The following is a 19,258-nucleotide window of genomic DNA, read 5'->3' as shown; positions in this document are numbered from 1 at the left end:
CGCGGTCGACCCGATGAGTTCGATCCGCATTCGAGTGGATTGAGCGGCTGCGACCAGCTCATTCGAGTGGGGCAACTAGCAAGCATTTGCTAGTTGCGCCCCTCAGCGGGCTCGATGAGCCCGCCCTCGGTCTCCGTCCTCAGAACGTGCCCGGATACGCCCCGCCGTCCAGCAGGATGTTCTGCCCGGTCAGGTAGCCGGCGTGGGCCGAGCACATCAGCGCGCAGATCGCGCCGAACTCCTCGGCGCTGCCGAAGCGTTGCGCCGGGATGCCGGCCATGCGCTTGACGCGGACCTCGTCCAGCGCCTGGCCCGACTTCTGCGCGCCGGCCACCAGGGTCTTCTGCAGGCGCTCGGTGTCGAAAGCGCCAGGCAGCAGGTTGTTGATGGTGACGTTGCGGCCCGCGATGCGCGATTGCCGCGACAGACCGGCGACGAAGCCGGTCAGGCCCGAGCGCGCGCCGTTGGACAGGCCCAGGACGTCGATGGGCGCCTTCACCGCGCCCGAGGTGATGTTGACGATGCGCCCGAAGCCGCGCGCGGCCATCGCGTCCACCGTCGCCTTGATCAGCGCGATCGGGGTCAGCATGTTGGCGTCGAGGGCGGCGATCCATTGGTCGCGCTCCCAGTCGCGGAAATCGCCCGGGGGCGGACCGCCGGCGTTGTTCACCAGGATGTCGATCTGCGGCGCGGCGGCCAGCGCGGCGGCGCGTCCGGCCTCCGTGGTGATGTCGCCGGCCACGGCGATCACCTGCACGCCGGGATTGGCCGCGCGCAGCTTGGCGGCCTGCGCCTGCAGCGCCTCCTCGCCGCGGGCGGTGATCACCACGTTGACGCCCTCGCCCGCCAGCGCCTCGGCGCAGCCCGCGCCCAGGCCCTTGGAGGCCGCGCACACCAGGGCCCAGCGGCCCGTCAGTCCCAGATCCATCGTGCTCTCCGTGTCCTCGCGGACGTGTTTGCCGGTCGCGCCGCGGGCGCCACCGTGGAAGTCCTCCGCTACCCACGGTCGCCGCGCGATGCCGCGACCCCGGGCTCAGCGTCGTTGCCGCGCCAGCAGCCACACGCCGCCCAGCACCAGCACCGTCCCCGCCACGACCCAGCCGGTGAGCGGCTCGTCGAGGATCAGGGCGCCCATGAGTATCGTGGACATCGGTCCGATCATGCCGGTCTGCGCGGCGACACCCGCCCCCATGCGCTCGATGGCCATCATGACCATCAGCACCGGCGCGAAAGTGCAGGCCAGCGCGTTGAGCACCGACAGCCACCACACCGCCGGGGCCAGGTCGGCCAGGCCCGAGATCGGCCGGGTCAGCACGAACTGCGCGATGCAGAAGCCGCAGGCCACCGAGGTCGCCAGCCCGGTGAGTCGCATCGCGCCCAGGCGCTTGACCCACTCGCCGCTGTAGACCAGGTAGAGCGCATAGGCGACGGCGCTGCCCAGCACCAGGGCGCCGCCCAGCCACACGTTGGATCCCGCCACGGTCAGCTCGTGCCCGAAGACCAGCAGCACGCCCGCGTAGCTGACCGCCAGCGCGCCCGCCTGCCGGAGGCCCACGCGGCGGCCATACAGCGCCCAGGACAGCAGCAGAACGATGGTGGGGTTGAGGTACAGGATCAGCCGCTCGAAGCTGGCGGTGACATAGGCCAGACCGGCGAAGTCCAGGAAGCTGGCGAGGTAGTAGCCGCTGAAGCCCAGGCCGACCACGGCCAGCTTCTCGCGCCCGGTCAGCGCCGGCTTGCCGCGTCCGGCCCACCAGGCGAGCAGCAGGAACAGCGGCAGCGACAGCAGCATGCGCAGCATCAGCAGGGTGATGGCGTCGACACCGTGGCGATAGGCCAGCTTGACGATGATCGCCTTGCCGGAGAACCCGATCGCGCCGCCGATGGCCAGCAGCAGGCCGCTCAAGGGCGGGGACGTGGCGGCGGGCGTGGCGGGGGCGGAACTGCTCATGGCGGTCGATTCTAGGAAGCGGCTCCCCGCGCGGATTCGCGAAGGGGCAATGCTGGATTGCCGATCGCCCGGGGCTTCGCGGACGATCGCCGCCCGCGTCGGGGAACCCTGGAAGCCCCCGCCGTGCGCTGTCCGGGACGTGTCCCCTGCGCTGTCCCTTCCCGCGTGAATAGTTGTCGGGACCCTCGCCGACTTGCATGACGACGCGCAAAACCTGGCCCTCGCCCCTCAAGCCCTGACCCCGGACGGCCGATCACAGGTCGCTCGCCGGCGCAGGCGGGCAAGGGATAGGAAACGACAAGGGATCGCGCGCCGACGGACGCGACGATCCCGGACCTGCGAGGGACCCTGCCGATGAGGTACACCGAGAGCATCTCCGCCAGCGCGCAAGCGCTGCGGACCGCCCTGCCGCTGATGTCGAGGCAACGCGCCGCGCTTCACCCGGTCACCTATGCCGTCTGGTACGAGCATGTGACCGCGATGAACGGGGCGCTCAGCCGCGAGCTGATGTCGCTGACCCAGGACGGCGGCACGCTGGACGAGCCGCAGACCTGGGCGCTCTACCGCAAGCACATCGCCGAGCTGGACGAGGACATGGCCGTGACGCTGGCGCAGGACGTCGGCGACGTGCTGCGCGGCGTGTCCGACTGCACCGACCAGGCCGGCGGCCAGATCCAGCACTACGCGCGGGCGCTGCAGGGCTGGGAGCGCGCCTTGCGCGCGGCCGCGCCCGGGCAGCACGTCCAGGTGCTGGCCGAGGCGCTGCAGGGCACGCGCGACATGGGCCACGCCGTTTCCGGCCTGCTGGCGCGGCTGGAAGCCAGCCGGCAGGAGGTCGCCGCCTTGCGCCAGGAAGTGCACCGCGCCCGCAGCGAGGCGCTGCTGGACCCCCTCACCGGGCTGAGCAACCGCCGCGGCTTCGACCGCGCGCTGGCCGACTGCCTGCGCAGTCCCGACGCCGGCACGCCGGTCGCGCCCTGCCTGCTGCTGGGCGACATCGACGACTTCGAGGCCTTGCGCCGCCAGCTCAGCGAGTCGCGCCTGAACGACGCGCTGCAGCAGGTCGCCAACACGGTCCGCAGCATCGCCCAGAGCCACCATGTGGCCGCGCGGCTGGAGGACGAGGAATTCGCGCTGCTGATACCCGGTGCCGGCCTGCACGAGGCCCACGCGCTGGCCGAGCAGCTGCGCCACGGCGTCGCCCAGCTGCAGCCCGGCGGGGAGCGCCGGCTGAGCCTGTCGCTGGGCGTGACCCAGCTCGGCCAGGGCGAGAACGGCCGCGATTTCCTGGCCCGGGCCGACCAGGCGCTGCAGGCCTCCCGGGCACAGGGGCGGAACCGCGTCACGGTCCTGGCGGCCGATGAGCGTTTCGCCGCATGAGCACTGTCACGACAGGCGCTCATAATCGCCCGCACCGAGGGGTGTGGGGAGGGACGGGTACCGTGGCCCTGATGAAGACTTCGTTGCGCAGCGCCGTGATCCTGGCGCTGCTGGTGGGCTTGGCCTTGCCGACCGCCGGCGTGCTGCTGTACGAGCAGCAGCTCAGCCGCAAGACGGTGATGGAGGACCTGCGCCGCGACCTGTCCCGGGTCGCCGAGGTGCTGGCGCTCTCGCTGGCGGAGCCGATCTGGCAGGTCTCGCCCGACCTGGCGGAGCCCATGGTCAAGGCGCAGGTGGACGACCCGCGCTTCGTCTCCATCGTGGTGACCGAGAACTCGGCCCAGCAGGCCTTCGTCGAATTCCATCGCGGCACGCCCGACGACGCGATGACGCTGACCGAGACCCGGCCGGTGATGCGCGACGGGCGCGAGATCGCCAAGCTCACCATCGTCATGAGCGCGGAGCCGCTGATGGCCCGCAAGCGCGACGACCTCTGGAACGCCCTGTGGCGCAGCATGCTGACGCTGACGGTGTCGCTGGCGCTGATCCTGGTGGTGATGCAGCGGCGGGTGCTGCGGCCGATGGAACGCCTGTCCCGCGCGGCCGACGAGCTGGCCTCCGGTCAACTGGACCGGCCGCTGAAGCTGGGCGGCGAGGACGAGATCGCCCGCGTCGGCAAGGCGATGGAACGGATGCGGCAGGCGTTGCTCAAGGCCTTCGACGATCTGCGCGGCCATGCCTCCACGCTGGAGGACCAGGTGGCGCAGCGCACCGCGCAACTGACCGAGGCGAACGCCGAGCTGACGCAGGCGCTGGCCAACCTCAGGACGGCGCAGCGGGAGCTGGTCGAATCCGAGAAGCTCGCGTCGCTGGGCCGGCTGGTGGCAGGCGTCGCGCACGAGCTCAACACGCCGCTGGGCAACGCGCTGACGGTGGTGTCGGCGCTGGAGGACCGCTGGGGCAAGCTGGACCGGATGCTGGCCGACAACACGCCGATGCGGCGCAGCCAGCTCGAGGAACTCGTCAAGGACACGCGGCGCGGGCAGGACATCCTGCATCGCAACGTGCAGAAGGCCGCCGACCTGGTGAAAGACTTCAAGCAGGTCGCCATCGATCAGACCAGCGACACGCGGCGCGACTTCGAGCTCGCGCAGGTCGTGGAGGACGTGCTGGTGATGGTCGAGCCCAGCTTCAAGCACACGCCCTTCCGCATCGTCACCGACCTGCATCCGGACCTGCGCATGAGCAGCTATCCCGGCGCGCTCGGCCAGGTGCTGACCAACCTGCTGATGAACGCGCTGGTCCACGCCTTCGAGGGGCGGGAGGCCGGGCAGGTCCAGGTGGCCTGCCATCGCCTCGACGCGTCGCAGGTCGAGCTGTCCGTCGTCGACGACGGGCGCGGCATGGACGCCTCGGTCGTGCGCAAGATCTTCGACCCCTTCTTCACGACCAAGCTCGGCAAGGGCGGCTCCGGTCTCGGGATGCACATCGTCCACAACATCGTGACCAACGTGCTCGGCGGGCAGATCGAGGTGATCTCCCAGCCCGGCGAGGGCACCCGCATGCTCATGCGGCTTCCCGTCGAGGCGCCCCTGCGAGGCACCGGCGAGGGACGCGTCGGCTGACACCGAGGCGGTGGCGCCAACCGGCGCCCGGTCCTGGGCAGGCCCCTCGCGTCGCCCTTGCCTCGCCCTCGCGGCCCCTTACTGCGAAGCCGCCGACGCCGGCGCGACCGGCAAGGCCGCGGACGCCGCCGCCAGCGCCGCCGAGGCCTCGCTCGCCGCACGCTCCGCACCCTCGGTGTGACCGCCCGTCACGTCATGCTTCTCGCCCGTCAGGTCGATGTTCCCGCCACTCTTCATGAGCACGAACAACGCGATCGCGGCGAACACGATGAATCCAACTACAAGCTTCCACATGGGGTCAGGTCTCCAGAGTTAATCCTTTTGGACACGACCATTCTTGGCGGCGATGCTGACGTCAGGCTGAGCAAGATCCTCCCCCCGCGTTCGCTCCGACGAGCGCGCGCAGCAGACATGCCCGATGCCGCCGGCGCAGCCCTCGCTCGGGCGCCCAACTCGCCCCGCTCGCCTTCGGCTCTCTCGGCTCAAACAGTGGCGCCCAGTCAGTCTTGAAGGCGCGCTCCGCGCGCCGCGCGGGCTGCGCCGGCGGCATCGGGCATGTCCGCTACGCCAACCACCATGGAGGACTTCGGGAACGGGAACGGGAACGGGAACGGGAACGGGAACAGGGTCAGAAACGAAAAAGGCGGCCGAAGCCGCCTTTGGGATCGAACTCGATCGTCGTTCAGTCGCGGGCGTAGATGTCCACGTCCTTGGTCTCGCGAACGAACAGCAGGCCGATCACCAAGGTGATCCCGGCGATGCCGATCGGGTACCAGAGGCCGTGATAGATGTTGCCGTTCTGCGCCACCATCGCGAAGCTGATGGACGGCAGCAGACCGCCGAACCAGCCGTTGCCGATGTGGTACGGCAGGCTCATCGAGGTGTAGCGGATGCGCGTGGGGAAGAGCTCCACCAGCATCGCGGCGATCGGGCCGTAGACCATGGTCACGTACAGCACCAGCACGGTCAGGATCGCGACCACCAGCGGGGTGTTGACCTTGGCGGGATCGGCCTTGGCCGGGTAGCCCGCGGCCTTCATGGCCTCGCTCAGCTCCTTCTTGAAGGCGGCGATCTTCTTGGCGCTATCCTCGTCGAACTTGTGACCACCGGCCGTCAGCGTCGCGCTCGGCACGTTGATGACCTTGTCGCCCACCTTCACGACACCCGTGCCGGCGCCGCCGGTCGTGGTCTCGTAGCTGGCGGAGGCTTGCGCCAGGGCACGCTTGGCGATGTCGCACGGCGTCGTGAAGTCGACGTCACGCGCCACCGGGCTGCCCTGGAACGAGCACTGCGCGGGGTCCGTCTCCAGCGTGATCTGCGCGCTGGCCTGGGCGCGGGCCAGGTCCGGGTTGGCCGCGGCGGTCAGCGCCTTGAACAGCGGGAAGTAGGTCAGGCAGGCCAGCAGCAGGCCGGCCATGATGATCGGCTTGCGGCCGATCTTGTCCGACAGCGTCCCGAAGATCACGAAGAACGGCGTGGCGATCAGCAGCGCGACGGCCACCATGATGTTGGCCGCGGCCGGATCCACCTTCAGCACGCTCTGCAGGAAGAACAGCGAGTAGAACTGACCCGAGTACCAGACCACGCCCTGGCCGGCCACCAGACCGAACAGCGCCAGCAGCACGATCTTCAGGTTCTTCCACTGGCCGAAGGACTCGGACAGCGGCGCCTTGGAGGTCTTGCCCTCGGACTTCATCTTCTGGAAGGCGGGGGATTCGTTCATCGACAGACGGATCCATACGCTGATGCCCAGCAGCAGGATCGACACGACGAACGGAATGCGCCAGCCCCAGGCGGCGAAGGTCGTCTCGCCGAGCGCCGTGCGGGTGCCCAGGATCACGATCAGCGACAGGAACAGGCCCAGCGTCGCCGTGGTCTGGATCCACGAGGTGTACGCGCCGCGCTTGCCGTGCGGGGCATGCTCGGCGACGTAGGTCGCGGCGCCACCGTACTCGCCGCCCAGCGCCAGACCTTGCAGCAGGCGCAGGCCGACCAGGATCACCGCGGCGGCGGGGCCGATCTGCTCGTAGGTCGGCAGCACGCCGACGATGAAGGTCGACAGACCCATGATCAGGATCGTCACCAGGAAGGTGTACTTCCGGCCGATCATGTCGCCCAGGCGGCCGAAGACCAGCGCGCCGAAGGGGCGCACGATGAAGCCCGCGGCGAACGCCATCAGCGAGGCGATGAACTGCGCCGTCGGATCCAGGCCGGCGAAGAACTGCTTGCCGATGATCGCGGCCAGCGAGCCGTACAGATAGAAGTCGTACCACTCGAACACCGTGCCCAGCGACGAGGCGAAGATGACCTTCTTCTCCTCGGCGGTCATCGGTGTCTTGGTGGTCACTGCGCTTGCAGTTGCCATGGGTTTTGTCTCCTCGGGTTCACCCAGAATCATCGACCGATGACTCTTGCATGGAACTATCCGAGTCGCCTCTGACCCATTTCTGACGAGTTGCTTGCCTCAGGCTGACAAATTCAGGCCGAACCCTTGCTTCGAATTTCTCGATGCGGAATTTCGACCGATGTGCGCCGCAGCAGAGGGTATGTCCCTACCGAGCCGAGGCGCCCCCCCAGTGGTCCTGCCCCGCGGCACGGGAGCGTCGGCGCGCCGCCGCCATCTTCCCCTCTCCCGCTGCGCGGGAGAGGGGTTGGGGTGAGGGCCGTGGCACACCAGAGCCCCCATCGCCCGAGCCATGCCCGCGCCTGGAAGCCGCAGGCTCACCCCCTCCTGACGCCCGCCGGCAACGCGGCGGCCGCGGCCCATCCCGGCCCGTCGAACCACGCATCGCCATCCAGATAGCCCGTCAGCATGTCGATCGCGTCCAGCCCCCAGAACAGCTTGTCGTCGACGCCCATCGTCGGCACGCCGAAGACGCCCCGGGCGATGGCCGCGTCGGTGGCTTCACGCACCGCCGCCTTGACCTCGTCGGAGGCCGGATCCCGACGCGACGCCAGGTCCGCCGTCAGCGCCGCGAGGCGCGCCGGATCGGCCGCGTCCTCGCCGCCGCGCCAGACATGCCGCAGCACGCGCTCGACGGCGTATCGCCCCGGCGTCCGACCGGCGTCCGCCGTGGCCCAGAGCAGGCGCAGCAGCCCCAGCGGATTGAAGGGATGCGCCGCCGGCAGGTCCAGCGGGATCCCCATCCGATGCCCTTGCCACAGCACCTGGCGATAGGTCCAGTCGCGCTTGCCGGGGATCTCGGCCGGCCCCTTGTGCTCGAGCGACTTCAGCATCGCGCCGAAGAGGATCGGCACGTAGCGCACCGCGACGCTGCGTCCCGCGAGCGCCTCGGGCAGCCGCTCGAACGCCAAGGCGGCGTAAGGCGAGATCGGGTCGAAGTAGAAATCGATCGTGCGCATCGGAGGTCCTCGCGGCGCCGTCGTCGGCGCCCTTCTCGGTGGTGGGACTCCCTCTCCCGCAGGGCGGGAGAGGGCGGGGTGAGGGAGGGAGCGTGGCCGGCCGCCGCCGTCAATCGCGCACCGTCAATCGCGCGCCGGCATGACGCCCAGCACGCCATGCGCCTTCAGCAGCTCCCGCCGCTCCGGCAGCAGATTCAGCAACCGGATCCGCGACTCGTCATCCGACTTGCTCCAGCCCGCGATCTCCGGAATCGTCCGCGCGCAGCCGCGGCACAGCGCCGTCTCCTCATGCATCTTGCAGACGTTGATGCACGGCGAGGCCACGCGACCTTCCGACGTGCGTCCGACGTTCTCGGCGGTGACGATGTCCACGGCGATCACGATTGGGCGACCTCGATGACCGGCGCGCCGGTGAGCGCGACCAGCTCATCGGGCGACATCGGGAACACGCCGTTCGGATGTCCGGCCGCGGCCCAGATCACGTCGAAGCGGAACAGCTCGCGATCGATGTAGAGCACCGGCGGCTCGCCGCCGCCGTCGACGCCATGGCTGGGCGCGAAGCCCAGCGGCGACACGCCGCCGATCGAGAACCCGGTGCGCGCCTTCACGTAATCGGCGTCGGCGCGACCGAGCTTGCCCGTGTGCGCCTCCAGCTTGCGCTCGTCGACGCGCTTGTCGCCCGACGCGATGACCAGCACCGCCGCGTCATCCGCCTTGCGCCGGAACACCACGCTCTTGGCGATCTGCCCCAAGGCGACGCCCAGCGCGTCGGCCGCTTCCTGTGAGCTGCGGGCGGAGGTGTCCAGCCAGCGCGGCTCATGCGCATGGGCCAGCGCGCGCAACGCGGCGCTGACGCGAAGAAAGCCGTCGGGACGGGCCGCGCCGTCGATGGAGGGGGTGGAGGTCTCGCTCATGGCGCGCATTGTGCCGAAGCGTCCCGCCCTCGACGACAACGCGGCATCGCCGCGTTGCGGCGTTGCGGCGTTGCGCTACGGTGCAGCCGGTGGCGGTCGTGCCGCGGCGCTGCGGCACGGCCGCGATGCGTCGCTGTCGCCATGGCGTCACCTCGCCTCAGGGCGAGCGCTAGGCCGCCCGCCCTGCCCCTTGCGCTATGGTCGCCCGCATGACCGACAAGCATTCCACGTCGACGCCCCCGACCTCCTCCGCCGATACCGCCGCCTCCGAGGCACGCACGGCCCACGCAGCACCAGCGCCGATTGCCCAGCCCGCGGCCATCGCCTACGACGACCGCACCGTGCACAGCGTCTTCGAGGCCGAGTTCACCACCAAGCTCTGCGAGATCTTCGAGCAGATGATCAGCTTCAATCAGCTGCTCGGCGTGAAGGTCGACGCGCTGGGCCACGAGTCCGTGCGCGCGCACCTGCGCATGCGGCCGGAGCTGATCGGCCACTTCGCCCACAACCGCATGCATGGCGGCGTGATCAGTGCGACGCTGGACTCGATGGGCGGTCTGGCGGTGATGGCCGCCACGGGCGCCCGTCACATGGACGAGCCGCCGATGCAACGCCTGCAGCGCTTCGGCAAGCTGGGCACGATCGACCTGCGCGTGGACTACCTGCGCCCCGCCATCGGCGCCCTCTTCTTCTGCGAGGCCGAGGTGATGCGCCTGGGCAGCCGCGTGGCCAACACGCGCATGTCCTTCACCGACGAGCAGGGCCGGCTGCTGGCCACCGGCGCGGCGGCTTACATCGTGTCCTGAGCGCGCGGGCGTGATCGCCCGATGGCTCGCCCCGATCGATCGCACCAGATGCCCGCTCGGCCTGCCCGGCCCGATCGGCTCGATCGGCCGTCATGGGCGCGCCGGCCGGACCGGGTCCTTCAGTTCGATCAGGCCGCGTCCGCTTCCACCGCGCTGACACGATAGGCGCAGCGCCGGGCGCCGGCGAGCAGGTGTTCGGTGCGTTCGACGGCAAGACCTGGCCCCAGGCAGCGTTGGAACAGCGCCAGCTCCGAGCGGCAGAAGCCCTGGCAGCTCTGCGCGGCGGCGCAGATCGGGCAATGATCCTCGATCAGCACCCAGTCGCGGCCGACGCGCTCGGCGCGGGCCATGTAGCCCTCCTCGGCGCGGAGCCGGGCGAGCTCCTTCACCGCGTCGCCGGTCGTGCGGCAACGCGCCAGCGCGGCGCGATAGCGCTGCTCGCTGTCGCGCTCCCGCGCGGCGATCAGCTGATCCAGGCCCGCCTCGCCGAAGACCGCCCGCGCCTGCTGGATCAGCTGCACGGTCAGATCCCCATGCCGATCGGGGAAGCGGCCATGTCCCGCCGACGTCAAGGACCACAGCTTGCGCGGCCGCCCGACGCGGGTCTCCTGCCCGTCCTCCTCGCGCGCCTCGACGAGCCCCTGCTCCTCGAGCCGCGCCAGCAGCTTGTGCGCGCCCATCGGCGTGATGGCCAAGGCCGCGGCCAGCGCGGCGACCGGCTGCGGCCCGCGGCTCTTGATCTCGTACAGCAGCCGGTCCTCGTTCCCCTGACTCATGAATGGCGCCTCGCGAAGCGGATGAAGCCGATGGCGGCGAGCAGGCACATCGTGCCGCCCAGCAGCATGATCCATCGCGCCGACAACATGCCCAGCGCGCCGCCGATCAGGGCGATCAGCGTGTTGGACAGGCAGAAGGTCGTCGTCAGCAGGCCCATCACGCGGCCCTGTCCGTGCCCGGCGAAGCGCTCCGACATCCACGCCGGCATCAGCGCGTTGTAGAAGGACAGCGGAATGCCCAGCAAGGGAATCAGCAACAGCCCGGCCCAGGAGGGCGCGAGGCTCAGCGCCAGCAGGCCGACCGAGGCCACGACCGCGAACCTCGCCGCCCGATGCAGCGGCGCCGGGCCGGAGCCGATGCGCGCCGCGATCACGCTGGCGGCCGTCATCGCGGCGCATTGGAAGGCGGTCACCAGCGCGATGCCGCGGCTGTCCAGTCCGGCCTGCTGGAACATCCACAACGGCGCGAACTCGTACAGCGCGTTCACGCCCAGCGTGTAGGCCAGCTGCAGCAGCGCCAGATGCCGCAGCACCGGGTCCTGCACCACCAGCCCCAGCGACTGCTGGCGCCGCATCGCGGCGAGCATGCCGCCCTCGGGCGCCTGCGCGGGCCGGTCGTCGGGCAGGCCCAGGCCGAGCAGCAGCAGGCACGGCACCAGCACCGCCGCCGCGACCATGAAGGGCACGCCCTCGCCCCAGGGCAAGGTCAGGCCGCCGAGCAGCGGCCCCACCAGCCAGCCGATGTACAGGCTGGCGTTGAGCCAAGCGAAGCTGCGCGTGCGCTCCAGCTGCGGATGCCAGTCGGCCAGCAGCGCCCGCACGACCGCCACGTTGCCCTCGGTCAGGCCGGTGGCGAAGCGCGACAGCACGAACAGCGGATAGTCCCGCGAGGCCAGCGCGAAGGCGCTCAAGCCGTAGCCGACCAGGGTCGCGGTGATGGTGACGCCGAGCACGCGGCGCCGCCCGTAGCGGTCGGACATGGGCCCGACCACCAGGCTGCCGGCCAGGATGCCGGCCGGGTTCACCGCCAGGGCCAGGCCCATCAGCAGCTCGGGCCGCAGGCCGGCGAAATGGGTGAAGCCGTCCACCGGACCGCCGACGAAGATCGGCGCGAGGATGGGATACGGCAGCGCGACGCCGGCGGTGCTCATCAGCGCCAGCGCGCAGACCGCCCAGAGCAGCAGGTGCGGATGGCGCAGCGGCGCGGAGGGCGCCGCGATCGGGGGAGTGGAGGAGGACAGCACGGCGCTCATTCTGCGGCCCCGCCGCGCCGCAGGCACAAGGCATACCCCGGCCAGCCGCGATGGCGCCACTCCTCGCGCGCCGCGTCGGCGAGCTTGATGCGGTGATCGTTCAGCGAGGCGTGCAGCGAGGGCATCGCACGGATCCAGTCGTCCTCGAAGGCGCTGCCCACGTGCACCAGGGCCCAGGCCGGCGCGGGCTTGCGCATCGAGATGTAGGCGCCCAGCCAGGCCCGCCAGGCGGTGCGCAAGACCTGGCCCTCGTCCACCGGCAAGCCGCGCGCGGCCGCGGTCTCCAGCATCACGCGCAGGGCGTGCGTGCCCGTCACCAGATGCAGCGCGGTGAAGTCCAGCGTCGACAGGTAGACCGCCAGCGAGGCCTCGGCCAGGCCGTCCAGCGTCAGCGTCGGGCGCTGGACGTAGACGTTGAAGCCGGGCCGCGCGGCCGCGTTCTGCATGCGCGTGGTGATCAGCGTGCCGGCCATGCCCGGCATCGCCAGGATGGGATCCACGCGCACCGCGTCGATCACGTCGCGCAGGCGCTCGCCGCCCGCCCCGGCCGGGACGGGCGGGCCGATCGGGCTCTCGAGTCCGATCGTGGTCCGCAGCGCGGCGTCGAGCTCCTTCCGATGCCCGCCCTGCAGCGCGTACCCGAGCCGGATCGCCACGTGGAAGGCCTGCGCCTCCGGTGCGTCCAGCACGCGGCGAAGCGCCTCGTCGATGGAAGGCGGCGCGACATCGGCATCCAGGGCGGGACGCGACAGCGGCGCCCAGTGATCGATGTGGCGCTGCATCGCCTCCAGCGGCGCGCCCAGCCGGGCCAGCGCGCCCAGCGCCATGGGCAGATGGTTGAACAGCGGCATCGCCTCGGTGCCGTACATCGGCCCGAAGCGCACCGATTGGTCGAGCGCCTCGTCGAGCGCACGCCGCTGCACGCGGGCCTCGGCTTCCTGAATGTCGATCATCGCGAGCTCCTTCTTCTTTGCTGGCGTGGTCAGGATCATCTCTCGGTTGCCCCGTTTAATAAACATTTTGTTTATTAACAATGCACCGCGAAGGGAGACCCGACAATCGCTCCCATGGCCTTCCGATCCCTCGCCCTCCCCGACACCGTCCCCGGCCAGCTGTGGTTGCAGTCGATGCCCGGCCGCCGCGAGCCCTGGGGCTTCTTCCTCGACGAGGCGCGCCTGCGCCAGCTCAACCTGGTGGTCTGCCTGAACCCGTTGGAGGAAGTGGCCGAGCTCTCCCCCGCCTATCACCGCGCGATCGCCGAGGGCCGCCTGCCTTTCCGCTGGATGCACGTGCCGATGCGGGACTACGGCCTGGCCTCGGACGCGACCGCCTTCCGCAACGGCGTCGAGCAGATCGCCAACGGCCTGCGCCTGGGCGACCGCACCCTGCTGCACTGCGCCGCCGGCATGGGCCGCACCGGCACCATGGCGGCGTGCGTGCTCAAGGCGCTGGGCACGACCACGATCCAGGCCGTCGAGGCCGTGCGGGCCGCCGGCTCCAATCCGCAATCCGCGCTGCAGTCGGGCTGGATCGACCAGTTCTGACGCGCCCGCGGCCCGGCACCGCGACAATGCGGGCCATGTCCGAGGCGCCGTCCGCATCCCCCCCTCCCCCTGGCGAATCCATCGCCGGGCGCGTCGCCGACCACGGCGCCGCCGACCTCGCGACGCCCGCCGCCGCCGACCCCACCGCCAACGCCTTCGCCGAGCTGCCGCTCGAGCTGCGCCATGTGGATGCCACGCGCGTGGTCGTCGACAAGCCGCCAGGACTGCTGTCCGTGCCCGGCCGGGGCCCCGACAAGCAGGACTGCGCCTGGGCCCGCGTGCACGCGCGCTTCCCCGAGGCGCTGATCGTCCATCGCCTCGATCAAGGCACCTCCGGCCTGATCGTCTACGCGCGCGGCGAGGCCATGCAGCGCGCGCTGAGCGAGGCCTTCGCGGCCCGCCTCGTCGACAAGCGCTACGAGGCCGTGGTGCACGGCCTGATCGAGCGCGACGCCTTCGAGATCGACCTGCCGCTGATCGTCGACTGGCCCAATCGGCCGCGGCAGATGATCGACCACGCGCGCGGCAAGCCCAGCCTCACCCGCGTGCGCGTGCTGGCGCGCGACCTCGACGCCGGCACCACGCGCGTGGAACTGGAGCCCGTCACCGGTCGCTCGCACCAGCTGCGCGTGCACCTGCTGGCCATCGGCCACCCCATCCTCGGCGACGCGCTGTACGCGCCGCCGGAGGTCCTGGCGCGGGCGCCGCGCCTGCTGCTGCACGCGCGCGACCTGCGCCTGCCGGCGCTGCTCGACGCGCCGGCGCTGTCCCTGCATTCGCCGGCCGCGTTCTGAGCGCGCGACCGCACGCCGCCCCGTCACCTTCACCCTGACCGCCATCCGCCTTCCGCGATCCAAGGAGCCCCGATGTCCCCGTCCCAACCGCATTCCCTGACCCTCATCACCGGCAGCTCGCGCGGGCTCGGCGAGGCGCTGGCACGCCAGTCGCTGGAGGCCGGCCACCTGGTCGTCGGCATCGCCCGCGGCCGCAGCGAGGCGCTGGAGCACTTCGCCCACGAGCGCGGCCTGCCGCTGCAGCAGTGGCAGGCGGACCTGTCGAATCCGCTGCAGATCGCGCAGCACCTGGCCGACTGGCTGCGCACGCAGCCGCGCGAGTGGACCGCCGCCACGCTGATCAACAACGCCGGCGTCGTCACGACGCCCGGCCCGATCGACGGCGAATCGCTGCCCGTGCTGTCCGCCGCGCTGCGCGTGGGACTGGAGGCGACGTTGCTGCTCAGCGCGGCCTTCCTCGACGCCACGCGCGACTGGTCCGCCGATCGCAAGGTGCTGAACATCTCCTCGGGCCTGGGCCGCCGAGCGATGGCCGGCAGCGCCGTCTATTGCGCCGCCAAGGCCGGCATGGACAACCTCAGCCGCGCCATGGCCCTGGACGAGGAACACAAGGCCGCCAAGGGCGAGCGCGCGGCCCGCGTGGTCTCGCTGGCCCCCGGCATCATCGACACCGACATGCAGGTCCAGTTGCGCAGCGGCGACCTGTCCAAGTTCCCGGATCGCGATCGCTTCGCCGCCTTCAAGAGCGAAGGTCAGCTCGCGACCGCCGACGACACCGCCGCCCGGGTGCTCAAGTTCCTCGCCAGAAACGACTTCGGCCAGCAGGTGCTGGCCGATGTGCGAGACGCCTGAGGCGGGCGCTCAGGCTCGGGTGGGGCGGGGAATCAGCCGACGAGGTTGGCCAGCGTCAGCAGGGCCAGCAGCATCATCCAGAGCACGACGGAGCGCCACACCAGGCCCACCACGCTCTGGAGGTGGCCCAGTTGCGGGGGCGCGCCGCTGGTCGACCCCTCGGCCCGCGTCGCGTCCATGTCGCCGCCGGACTCGAAGGTCTTGCTGCGGTCCGGTGTCACGCCCGGGGCGGCGCTGCCCCCCAGCTGCACGCCGACGGCACCCGCCGCGGCGGCGAGGATCACGCCCTCGTTGCTGTGCGCCCACAGCGCCGCGTCACGGCGCCAGGCGTTCACCGCCTCCTCGAAGTTGCCGACGATGGCGAAGCCGGTGGCGGTCAGGCGGGCGGGGATGTGGTCGATCAGGCCGAACAGCTTGCGCGACAGCACCATCAGGCGCTCGTTGGTCGGCGCGTCCAGCGTGCGGCTCTTGAAGGCCCAGTAACGGCCGGCGAACTCGGCCATGCGGTACAGCACCGCGCCGGCCGGGCCCAGGCCCAGCGTCGACAGCAGCACGAACCAGAAGAACACGCCGAAGACGTGGCGATGCGCGGCGAGCAGCGAGTGCTCCAGCACATGCCGCAGCAGCTCGGTGCGCGGCAGCTCGCTGGCGTCCAGATGGCGCCATTCGGCCAGCAGGCGACGGGCCTCGAGCTCGTCACCGCGTTCCAGCGCGTCGCGGATGTCGGTGAAGTAGTGGCTGAACTGGCGGAAGCCCAGCGTCAGGTAGAGCACCAGCACGTCGAGCGCCAGCGACAGCAGCAGGCTGTACGGACGCACCAGCGCATAGATCGCGCCGACCAGCAGCGCCGGACCCACGACGGTGATCGTCCACACGACGGCCGCGTGATGCGACCGTCCCGCGTCGAAATTGCGCCCGGTCCAGCGCACCCAGGCGATCATGCCTTGATGGACCGGATTCCCGTGCGGCAGAGGCTTGAGCTGCTCGCACACCAGCGCCAGCAAGACCGCGAAGAAGTTCATGGCCCGGGATGATAGCGGCCCGCAACACCCTCCGAAGCGGGAGATCGCTCCCCCGTTCGCCGGACCGTGGCGCTCAAGCCTGCAGGAAGCGGTAGAGGTTGCGCAGCATGGCCGCCGTCGCGCCCCAGATGAAGAACTCCTTGGGCGTCGACGCGCTCAATCCCACGTCCGGATCGGCGTTCGACATCGCAAGACCTGGCCCCGTCCACGGCATGGACAGGAACTGGCGCCGGCCCTTGAGCGGGCCCTCGTCGCCGGGCACCTCGTACTCGAACTCGTGGCGCTGGTGATGCGCCGGATTCATCAGGAAGGCCAGCGGCACCTCGAAGGCCTCGGCCACCTCGAAGGCGTCCAGGCGCAGCGAGAAGTCCGGGCGCACCAGACCCACGACGGGCGTGACCTCGTAGGCGGTGATGGTGCGGTAGATCGGGAGCTGGCCGATCAGCTCGACCAGCGATTCGTCCAGGCCGATCTCCTCCTCCGACTCGCGCAGCGCGGTGCGCTCGGGCGAGCCGTCCTCGGGCTCGGCGCGACCGCCAGGGAAGCTCACCTGGCCGGCGTGGTCGCGCAGGTGGCTGGCGCGCTGGGTCAGCAGCACGTTCAGGCCTTCGGGTCGCTGCACCAAGGGCACCAGCACCGCGGCGGGCGTCGGCGCGCGGCCGGCGAACTGGCCGCCGTCGCCGGGGATCTCGGGCGCCAGCGCCGCATCGGGCGCGTGCAGGAAGCGCTGACGCAGCCAGTCGGCCGTCAGGTGCTCGCGCGCGATGGCGGGCAGGTGGGCATCGGTGCCGGCCACGGGCACGGCGCGAGGATCCTTGATCGGAGGACGGCGAGGGGGAGGCGTCGACATGCGCGGGGGCGTCCGGTGAGCCGGACTTGTTCGAGGGCGCCTGCGGGCGCGAAGTCCCGATTGGACGCCAGAAACGACAAAGCCGCTCCGGGCAGGGCCTTGGAGCGGCTTTGAGGGCGACTTGCGTCGAGGATCAGGCGGCGACCGTCTTGGTGGCCAGCTTTTCCTTGATACGTGCCGACTTGCCCGAACGCTGACGCAGGTAGTACAGCTTGGCGCGACGGACGTCGCCGCGGCGCTTGACTTCGATCGAGGCGATCAGCGGGCTGTACAGCTGGAACGTGCGCTCCACGCCTTCGCCGCTCGAGATCTTGCGGACGATGAAGTTGGAGTTCAGACCGCGGTTGCGGCGGGCGATGACCACGCCTTCGTAGGCCTGCACGCGCTTGCGGGTGCCTTCGACGACGTTCACGTTGACGATCACGGTGTCGCCAGGGGCGAACACGGGGATGGTCTTGTTCAGGCGAGCAATTTCTTCTTGCTCGAGGGTCTGGATCAGATTCACGAGGATCTCCTGGTGATCATGCCGGCGCGAATCAGGATGATTCCAGTGCGAATGCCATGAAGAACTTCAGCGGCACCGCCCGCGTGGGGATTCAACCAACAGCACCTTGGACCACAGTCCTGCGCCGCCCTTGCCCCATCAGCCCGGTAGAGGATCGGAAAAACCCGCGATTATAGACGTGGATGACCGATCGTCAAACTTTGGGCGTCTGACGACCCGTCGCGCGGGCCTGCGCGGCCAGCTCGGACAGGAACTTCTCGTCCTTCTTGCTGAGCTTGCCCTCGCGACGCGCGGCCTCGATGAGCTCGGGCCGGCGGCCCTGCGTCAGCGCCAGCGAGCGCTCCCGGCGCCAGCGCGCGATCTCGGCGTGATGGCCGGAGAGCAACACCGGCGGCACCGGCAGCGGACCCTCGGGCGTCTCCAGCACCTCGGGGCGGCTGAAGTGCGGGCAGTCGAGCAGCCCGTCGGAGAAGCTGTCCTGCTCATGCGAGGCGGCATCGTTCAGCACGCCTTCCTGCAGACGGGTCAGCGCGTCCAGCATCGCGATCGCGGGCAGTTCACCGCCCGAGAGCACGAAGTCGCCGAGGCTGATCTCCATCGTCACGTGACGATCCAGCACGCGCTGGTCGATGCCTTCGTAGCGGCCGCACAGCAGCACGGCCCCCTCGCCTTGCGCCAGTTCGCGCACCAGCGCCTGGTCGAGCTTGCGACCGGTCGGGCTGAAGTGGATGACGGCCGGAGCGCCGGGATGCGTCGTCGCGCGATCGGCCCTGACCGCGGCGATGGCGCGCTCCAGGGGGGCCGCCAGCATCACCATGCCGGGACCGCCACCGAAGGGACGGTCGTCGACGCGGCGGTAGTTGTCCTCGGCGTAGTCGCGCAACTGCCACAGCCGCACGTCGACCTGCTTGCTCTCGTACGCGCGACGCGTCACACCGACCCGCAGGAAGGGGTCGAAGAGTTCAGGGAATAGCGTGAGGACGTCGAAGCGCATGGGGCGAGTCTCGAAGGAGACCGCGGATGCGGATCAGTAGTCGAGGTCCCAATCGACCGCGATCGTCTTCGCGGCCTTGTCGACCTGGCCGACGAAGGCGTTGACGAACGGGATCAGGATCTCTTCATCCGGCTTCACCGGAGCGACCTTGCCGGCCGGCGTGATGCGCAGCACGCAGTGCGGACCGGTGTCGATCAGGTCGACGACCTCGCCCAGCGTCTGACCATCCTTGTTGATGACGGCCATGCCGATCAGGTCGATCCAGTAGTACTCGTCGTCGTCCGTCTCGGGGAAGACGCTGCGCGAGACGAAGATGCGCGCGCCCTTCAGGGCCTCGGCGCCATTGCGGTCGGACAGGCCCTCGGCCTGGGCGACGATGCCGTCCGCGTGATCGCGGACAGCCAGAATCTTGAGCACGGGCGGCACGATGTGCGGTTTGCCCGGCAGCGCTTTCTCGCTCGGTTTCAGGAACCAGCGGCGGGAAGCGAAGAGCGCCTGGGCATCGGCCGAATGAGACAGGATCTTCATCCAGCCCTTGATGCCCCAGGCGTCAAGCACGCGCCCGACTTCGATGGCGTCCTCCGGAAAAGCTCCAGAGGTCTCGATCACGTCGGGCGCTGCCTTCATCT

Annotated in this window: 21 protein-coding genes; 6 read left to right on the top strand and 15 right to left on the bottom strand. The window is 70.3% G+C overall.

The window, feature by feature from the left end:
* Positions 1-139: 139 nt before the first annotated feature.
* Both MCHT01_RS17230 and MCHT01_RS17225 read right to left on the bottom strand, forming a co-directional pair.
* Positions 140-928: an SDR family NAD(P)-dependent oxidoreductase gene (locus tag MCHT01_RS17230; protein WP_067066748.1), complete on the bottom strand. Its 789-nt coding sequence runs from the start codon at positions 926-928 to the stop codon at positions 140-142.
* Between the two features lie 105 nt (positions 929-1,033).
* Positions 1,034-1,951: a DMT family transporter gene (locus MCHT01_RS17225; RefSeq protein WP_067066746.1), complete on the bottom strand. Its 918-nt coding sequence runs from the start codon at positions 1,949-1,951 to the stop codon at positions 1,034-1,036.
* A gap of 354 nt (positions 1,952-2,305) precedes the next feature.
* Here MCHT01_RS17225 and MCHT01_RS17220 point away from each other — a divergent pair, with 354 nt between their 5' ends.
* Positions 2,306-3,331, top strand: a complete 1,026-nt coding sequence (locus tag MCHT01_RS17220; protein WP_067066745.1) for a GGDEF domain-containing protein — start codon at positions 2,306-2,308, stop codon at positions 3,329-3,331.
* Between the two features lie 71 nt (positions 3,332-3,402).
* Positions 3,403-4,956: a sensor histidine kinase gene (locus tag MCHT01_RS17215; RefSeq protein ID WP_169806150.1), complete on the top strand. Its 1,554-nt coding sequence runs from the start codon at positions 3,403-3,405 to the stop codon at positions 4,954-4,956.
* 78 nt (positions 4,957-5,034) lie between these two features.
* Here MCHT01_RS17215 and MCHT01_RS17210 read toward each other — a convergent pair whose 3' ends face one another.
* The 5 genes from MCHT01_RS17210 to MCHT01_RS17190 form a co-directional block, all read right to left on the bottom strand.
* A complete protein-coding gene (locus tag MCHT01_RS17210) occupies positions 5,035-5,223 on the bottom strand; it encodes a hypothetical protein (protein ID WP_369688628.1) in 189 nt (62 codons plus the stop codon).
* A 415-nt stretch (positions 5,224-5,638) separates the two neighbouring features.
* Positions 5,639-7,321, bottom strand: coding sequence for an MFS transporter (locus MCHT01_RS17205; protein ID WP_067066740.1), 1,683 nt, complete (start codon positions 7,319-7,321; stop codon positions 5,639-5,641).
* A gap of 356 nt (positions 7,322-7,677) precedes the next feature.
* Positions 7,678-8,319: a 2-hydroxychromene-2-carboxylate isomerase gene (locus MCHT01_RS17200; protein ID WP_067066738.1), complete on the bottom strand. Its 642-nt coding sequence runs from the start codon at positions 8,317-8,319 to the stop codon at positions 7,678-7,680.
* A gap of 123 nt (positions 8,320-8,442) precedes the next feature.
* Positions 8,443-8,691, bottom strand: coding sequence for a DUF1289 domain-containing protein (locus MCHT01_RS17195; RefSeq protein ID WP_245643375.1), 249 nt, complete (start codon positions 8,689-8,691; stop codon positions 8,443-8,445).
* A 5-nt stretch (positions 8,692-8,696) separates the two neighbouring features.
* Complete coding sequence (locus tag MCHT01_RS17190) at positions 8,697-9,233, bottom strand: YbaK/EbsC family protein (RefSeq protein WP_148661577.1); 537 nt, start codon at positions 9,231-9,233, stop codon at positions 8,697-8,699.
* A 209-nt stretch (positions 9,234-9,442) separates the two neighbouring features.
* On the opposite strand from MCHT01_RS17190, the gene MCHT01_RS17185 reads away from it, so the two are divergent.
* Complete coding sequence (locus MCHT01_RS17185; RefSeq protein ID WP_084452865.1) at positions 9,443-10,039, top strand: thioesterase family protein; 597 nt, start codon at positions 9,443-9,445, stop codon at positions 10,037-10,039.
* 128 nt (positions 10,040-10,167) lie between these two features.
* On the opposite strand, the gene MCHT01_RS17180 is transcribed toward MCHT01_RS17185, so the two are convergent.
* From MCHT01_RS17180 to MCHT01_RS17170, 3 genes are read right to left on the bottom strand one after another with little or no spacing between them, the layout of a single operon-like run.
* On the bottom strand, positions 10,168-10,815 hold the full coding sequence (locus tag MCHT01_RS17180) for a helix-turn-helix transcriptional regulator (protein WP_067066737.1): 648 nt from the start codon (positions 10,813-10,815) through the stop codon (positions 10,168-10,170).
* Positions 10,812-12,059, bottom strand: a complete 1,248-nt coding sequence (locus MCHT01_RS17175; protein WP_067066735.1) for an MFS transporter — start codon at positions 12,057-12,059, stop codon at positions 10,812-10,814. The genes MCHT01_RS17180 and MCHT01_RS17175 overlap by 4 nt, the downstream gene beginning before the upstream one ends.
* Positions 12,060-12,064: 5 nt before the next feature.
* Positions 12,065-13,021, bottom strand: a complete 957-nt coding sequence (locus MCHT01_RS17170; RefSeq protein ID WP_148661576.1) for a questin oxidase family protein — start codon at positions 13,019-13,021, stop codon at positions 12,065-12,067.
* Positions 13,022-13,135: 114 nt separating this feature from the next.
* Here MCHT01_RS17170 and MCHT01_RS17165 point away from each other — a divergent pair, with 114 nt between their 5' ends.
* The 3 genes from MCHT01_RS17165 to MCHT01_RS17155 all read left to right on the top strand — a co-directional run bounded on the left by MCHT01_RS17165 (position 13,136) and on the right by MCHT01_RS17155 (position 15,258).
* Positions 13,136-13,612: a protein-tyrosine phosphatase family protein gene (locus MCHT01_RS17165; protein WP_067066732.1), complete on the top strand. Its 477-nt coding sequence runs from the start codon at positions 13,136-13,138 to the stop codon at positions 13,610-13,612.
* 35 nt (positions 13,613-13,647) lie between these two features.
* Positions 13,648-14,406 (top strand): RluA family pseudouridine synthase, encoded by a 759-nt coding sequence (locus tag MCHT01_RS17160; protein WP_084452844.1) that lies wholly within the window; start codon positions 13,648-13,650, stop codon positions 14,404-14,406.
* Positions 14,407-14,478: 72 nt separating this feature from the next.
* On the top strand, positions 14,479-15,258 hold the full coding sequence (locus MCHT01_RS17155) for an SDR family NAD(P)-dependent oxidoreductase (RefSeq protein WP_067066730.1): 780 nt from the start codon (positions 14,479-14,481) through the stop codon (positions 15,256-15,258).
* 32 nt (positions 15,259-15,290) lie between these two features.
* Here the strand turns inward: MCHT01_RS17155 and MCHT01_RS17150 are convergent, their stop codons facing one another.
* From MCHT01_RS17150 to rimM, 5 genes are all read right to left on the bottom strand, one after another.
* On the bottom strand, positions 15,291-16,280 hold the full coding sequence (locus tag MCHT01_RS17150; protein ID WP_067066728.1) for a CobD/CbiB family protein: 990 nt from the start codon (positions 16,278-16,280) through the stop codon (positions 15,291-15,293).
* Between the two features lie 73 nt (positions 16,281-16,353).
* Positions 16,354-17,130, bottom strand: coding sequence for an NUDIX hydrolase (locus MCHT01_RS17145; RefSeq protein WP_067066727.1), 777 nt, complete (start codon positions 17,128-17,130; stop codon positions 16,354-16,356).
* A gap of 133 nt (positions 17,131-17,263) precedes the next feature.
* A complete protein-coding gene (rplS, locus tag MCHT01_RS17140; RefSeq protein ID WP_067066725.1) occupies positions 17,264-17,635 on the bottom strand; it encodes a 50S ribosomal protein L19 in 372 nt (123 codons plus the stop codon).
* Positions 17,636-17,828: 193 nt separating this feature from the next.
* Positions 17,829-18,629, bottom strand: coding sequence for a tRNA (guanosine(37)-N1)-methyltransferase TrmD (gene trmD, locus MCHT01_RS17135; protein ID WP_067066724.1), 801 nt, complete (start codon positions 18,627-18,629; stop codon positions 17,829-17,831).
* Between the two features lie 33 nt (positions 18,630-18,662).
* Positions 18,663-19,256 carry a ribosome maturation factor RimM gene (gene rimM / locus MCHT01_RS17130; protein ID WP_067066722.1) on the bottom strand — a complete coding sequence of 198 codons (594 nt, stop codon included), beginning with the start codon at positions 19,254-19,256 and terminating at the stop codon, positions 18,663-18,665.
* Between the last annotated feature and the right edge of the window lie 2 nt (positions 19,257-19,258).

The sequence above is a fragment of the Mitsuaria chitosanitabida ATCC BAA-476 = NBRC 102408 genome (assembly GCF_001598255.1).
Lineage (GTDB): Bacteria > Pseudomonadota > Gammaproteobacteria > Burkholderiales > Burkholderiaceae_C > Roseateles > Roseateles chitosanitabidus.
This window is presented reverse-complemented; position numbering and strand designations above follow the sequence as displayed.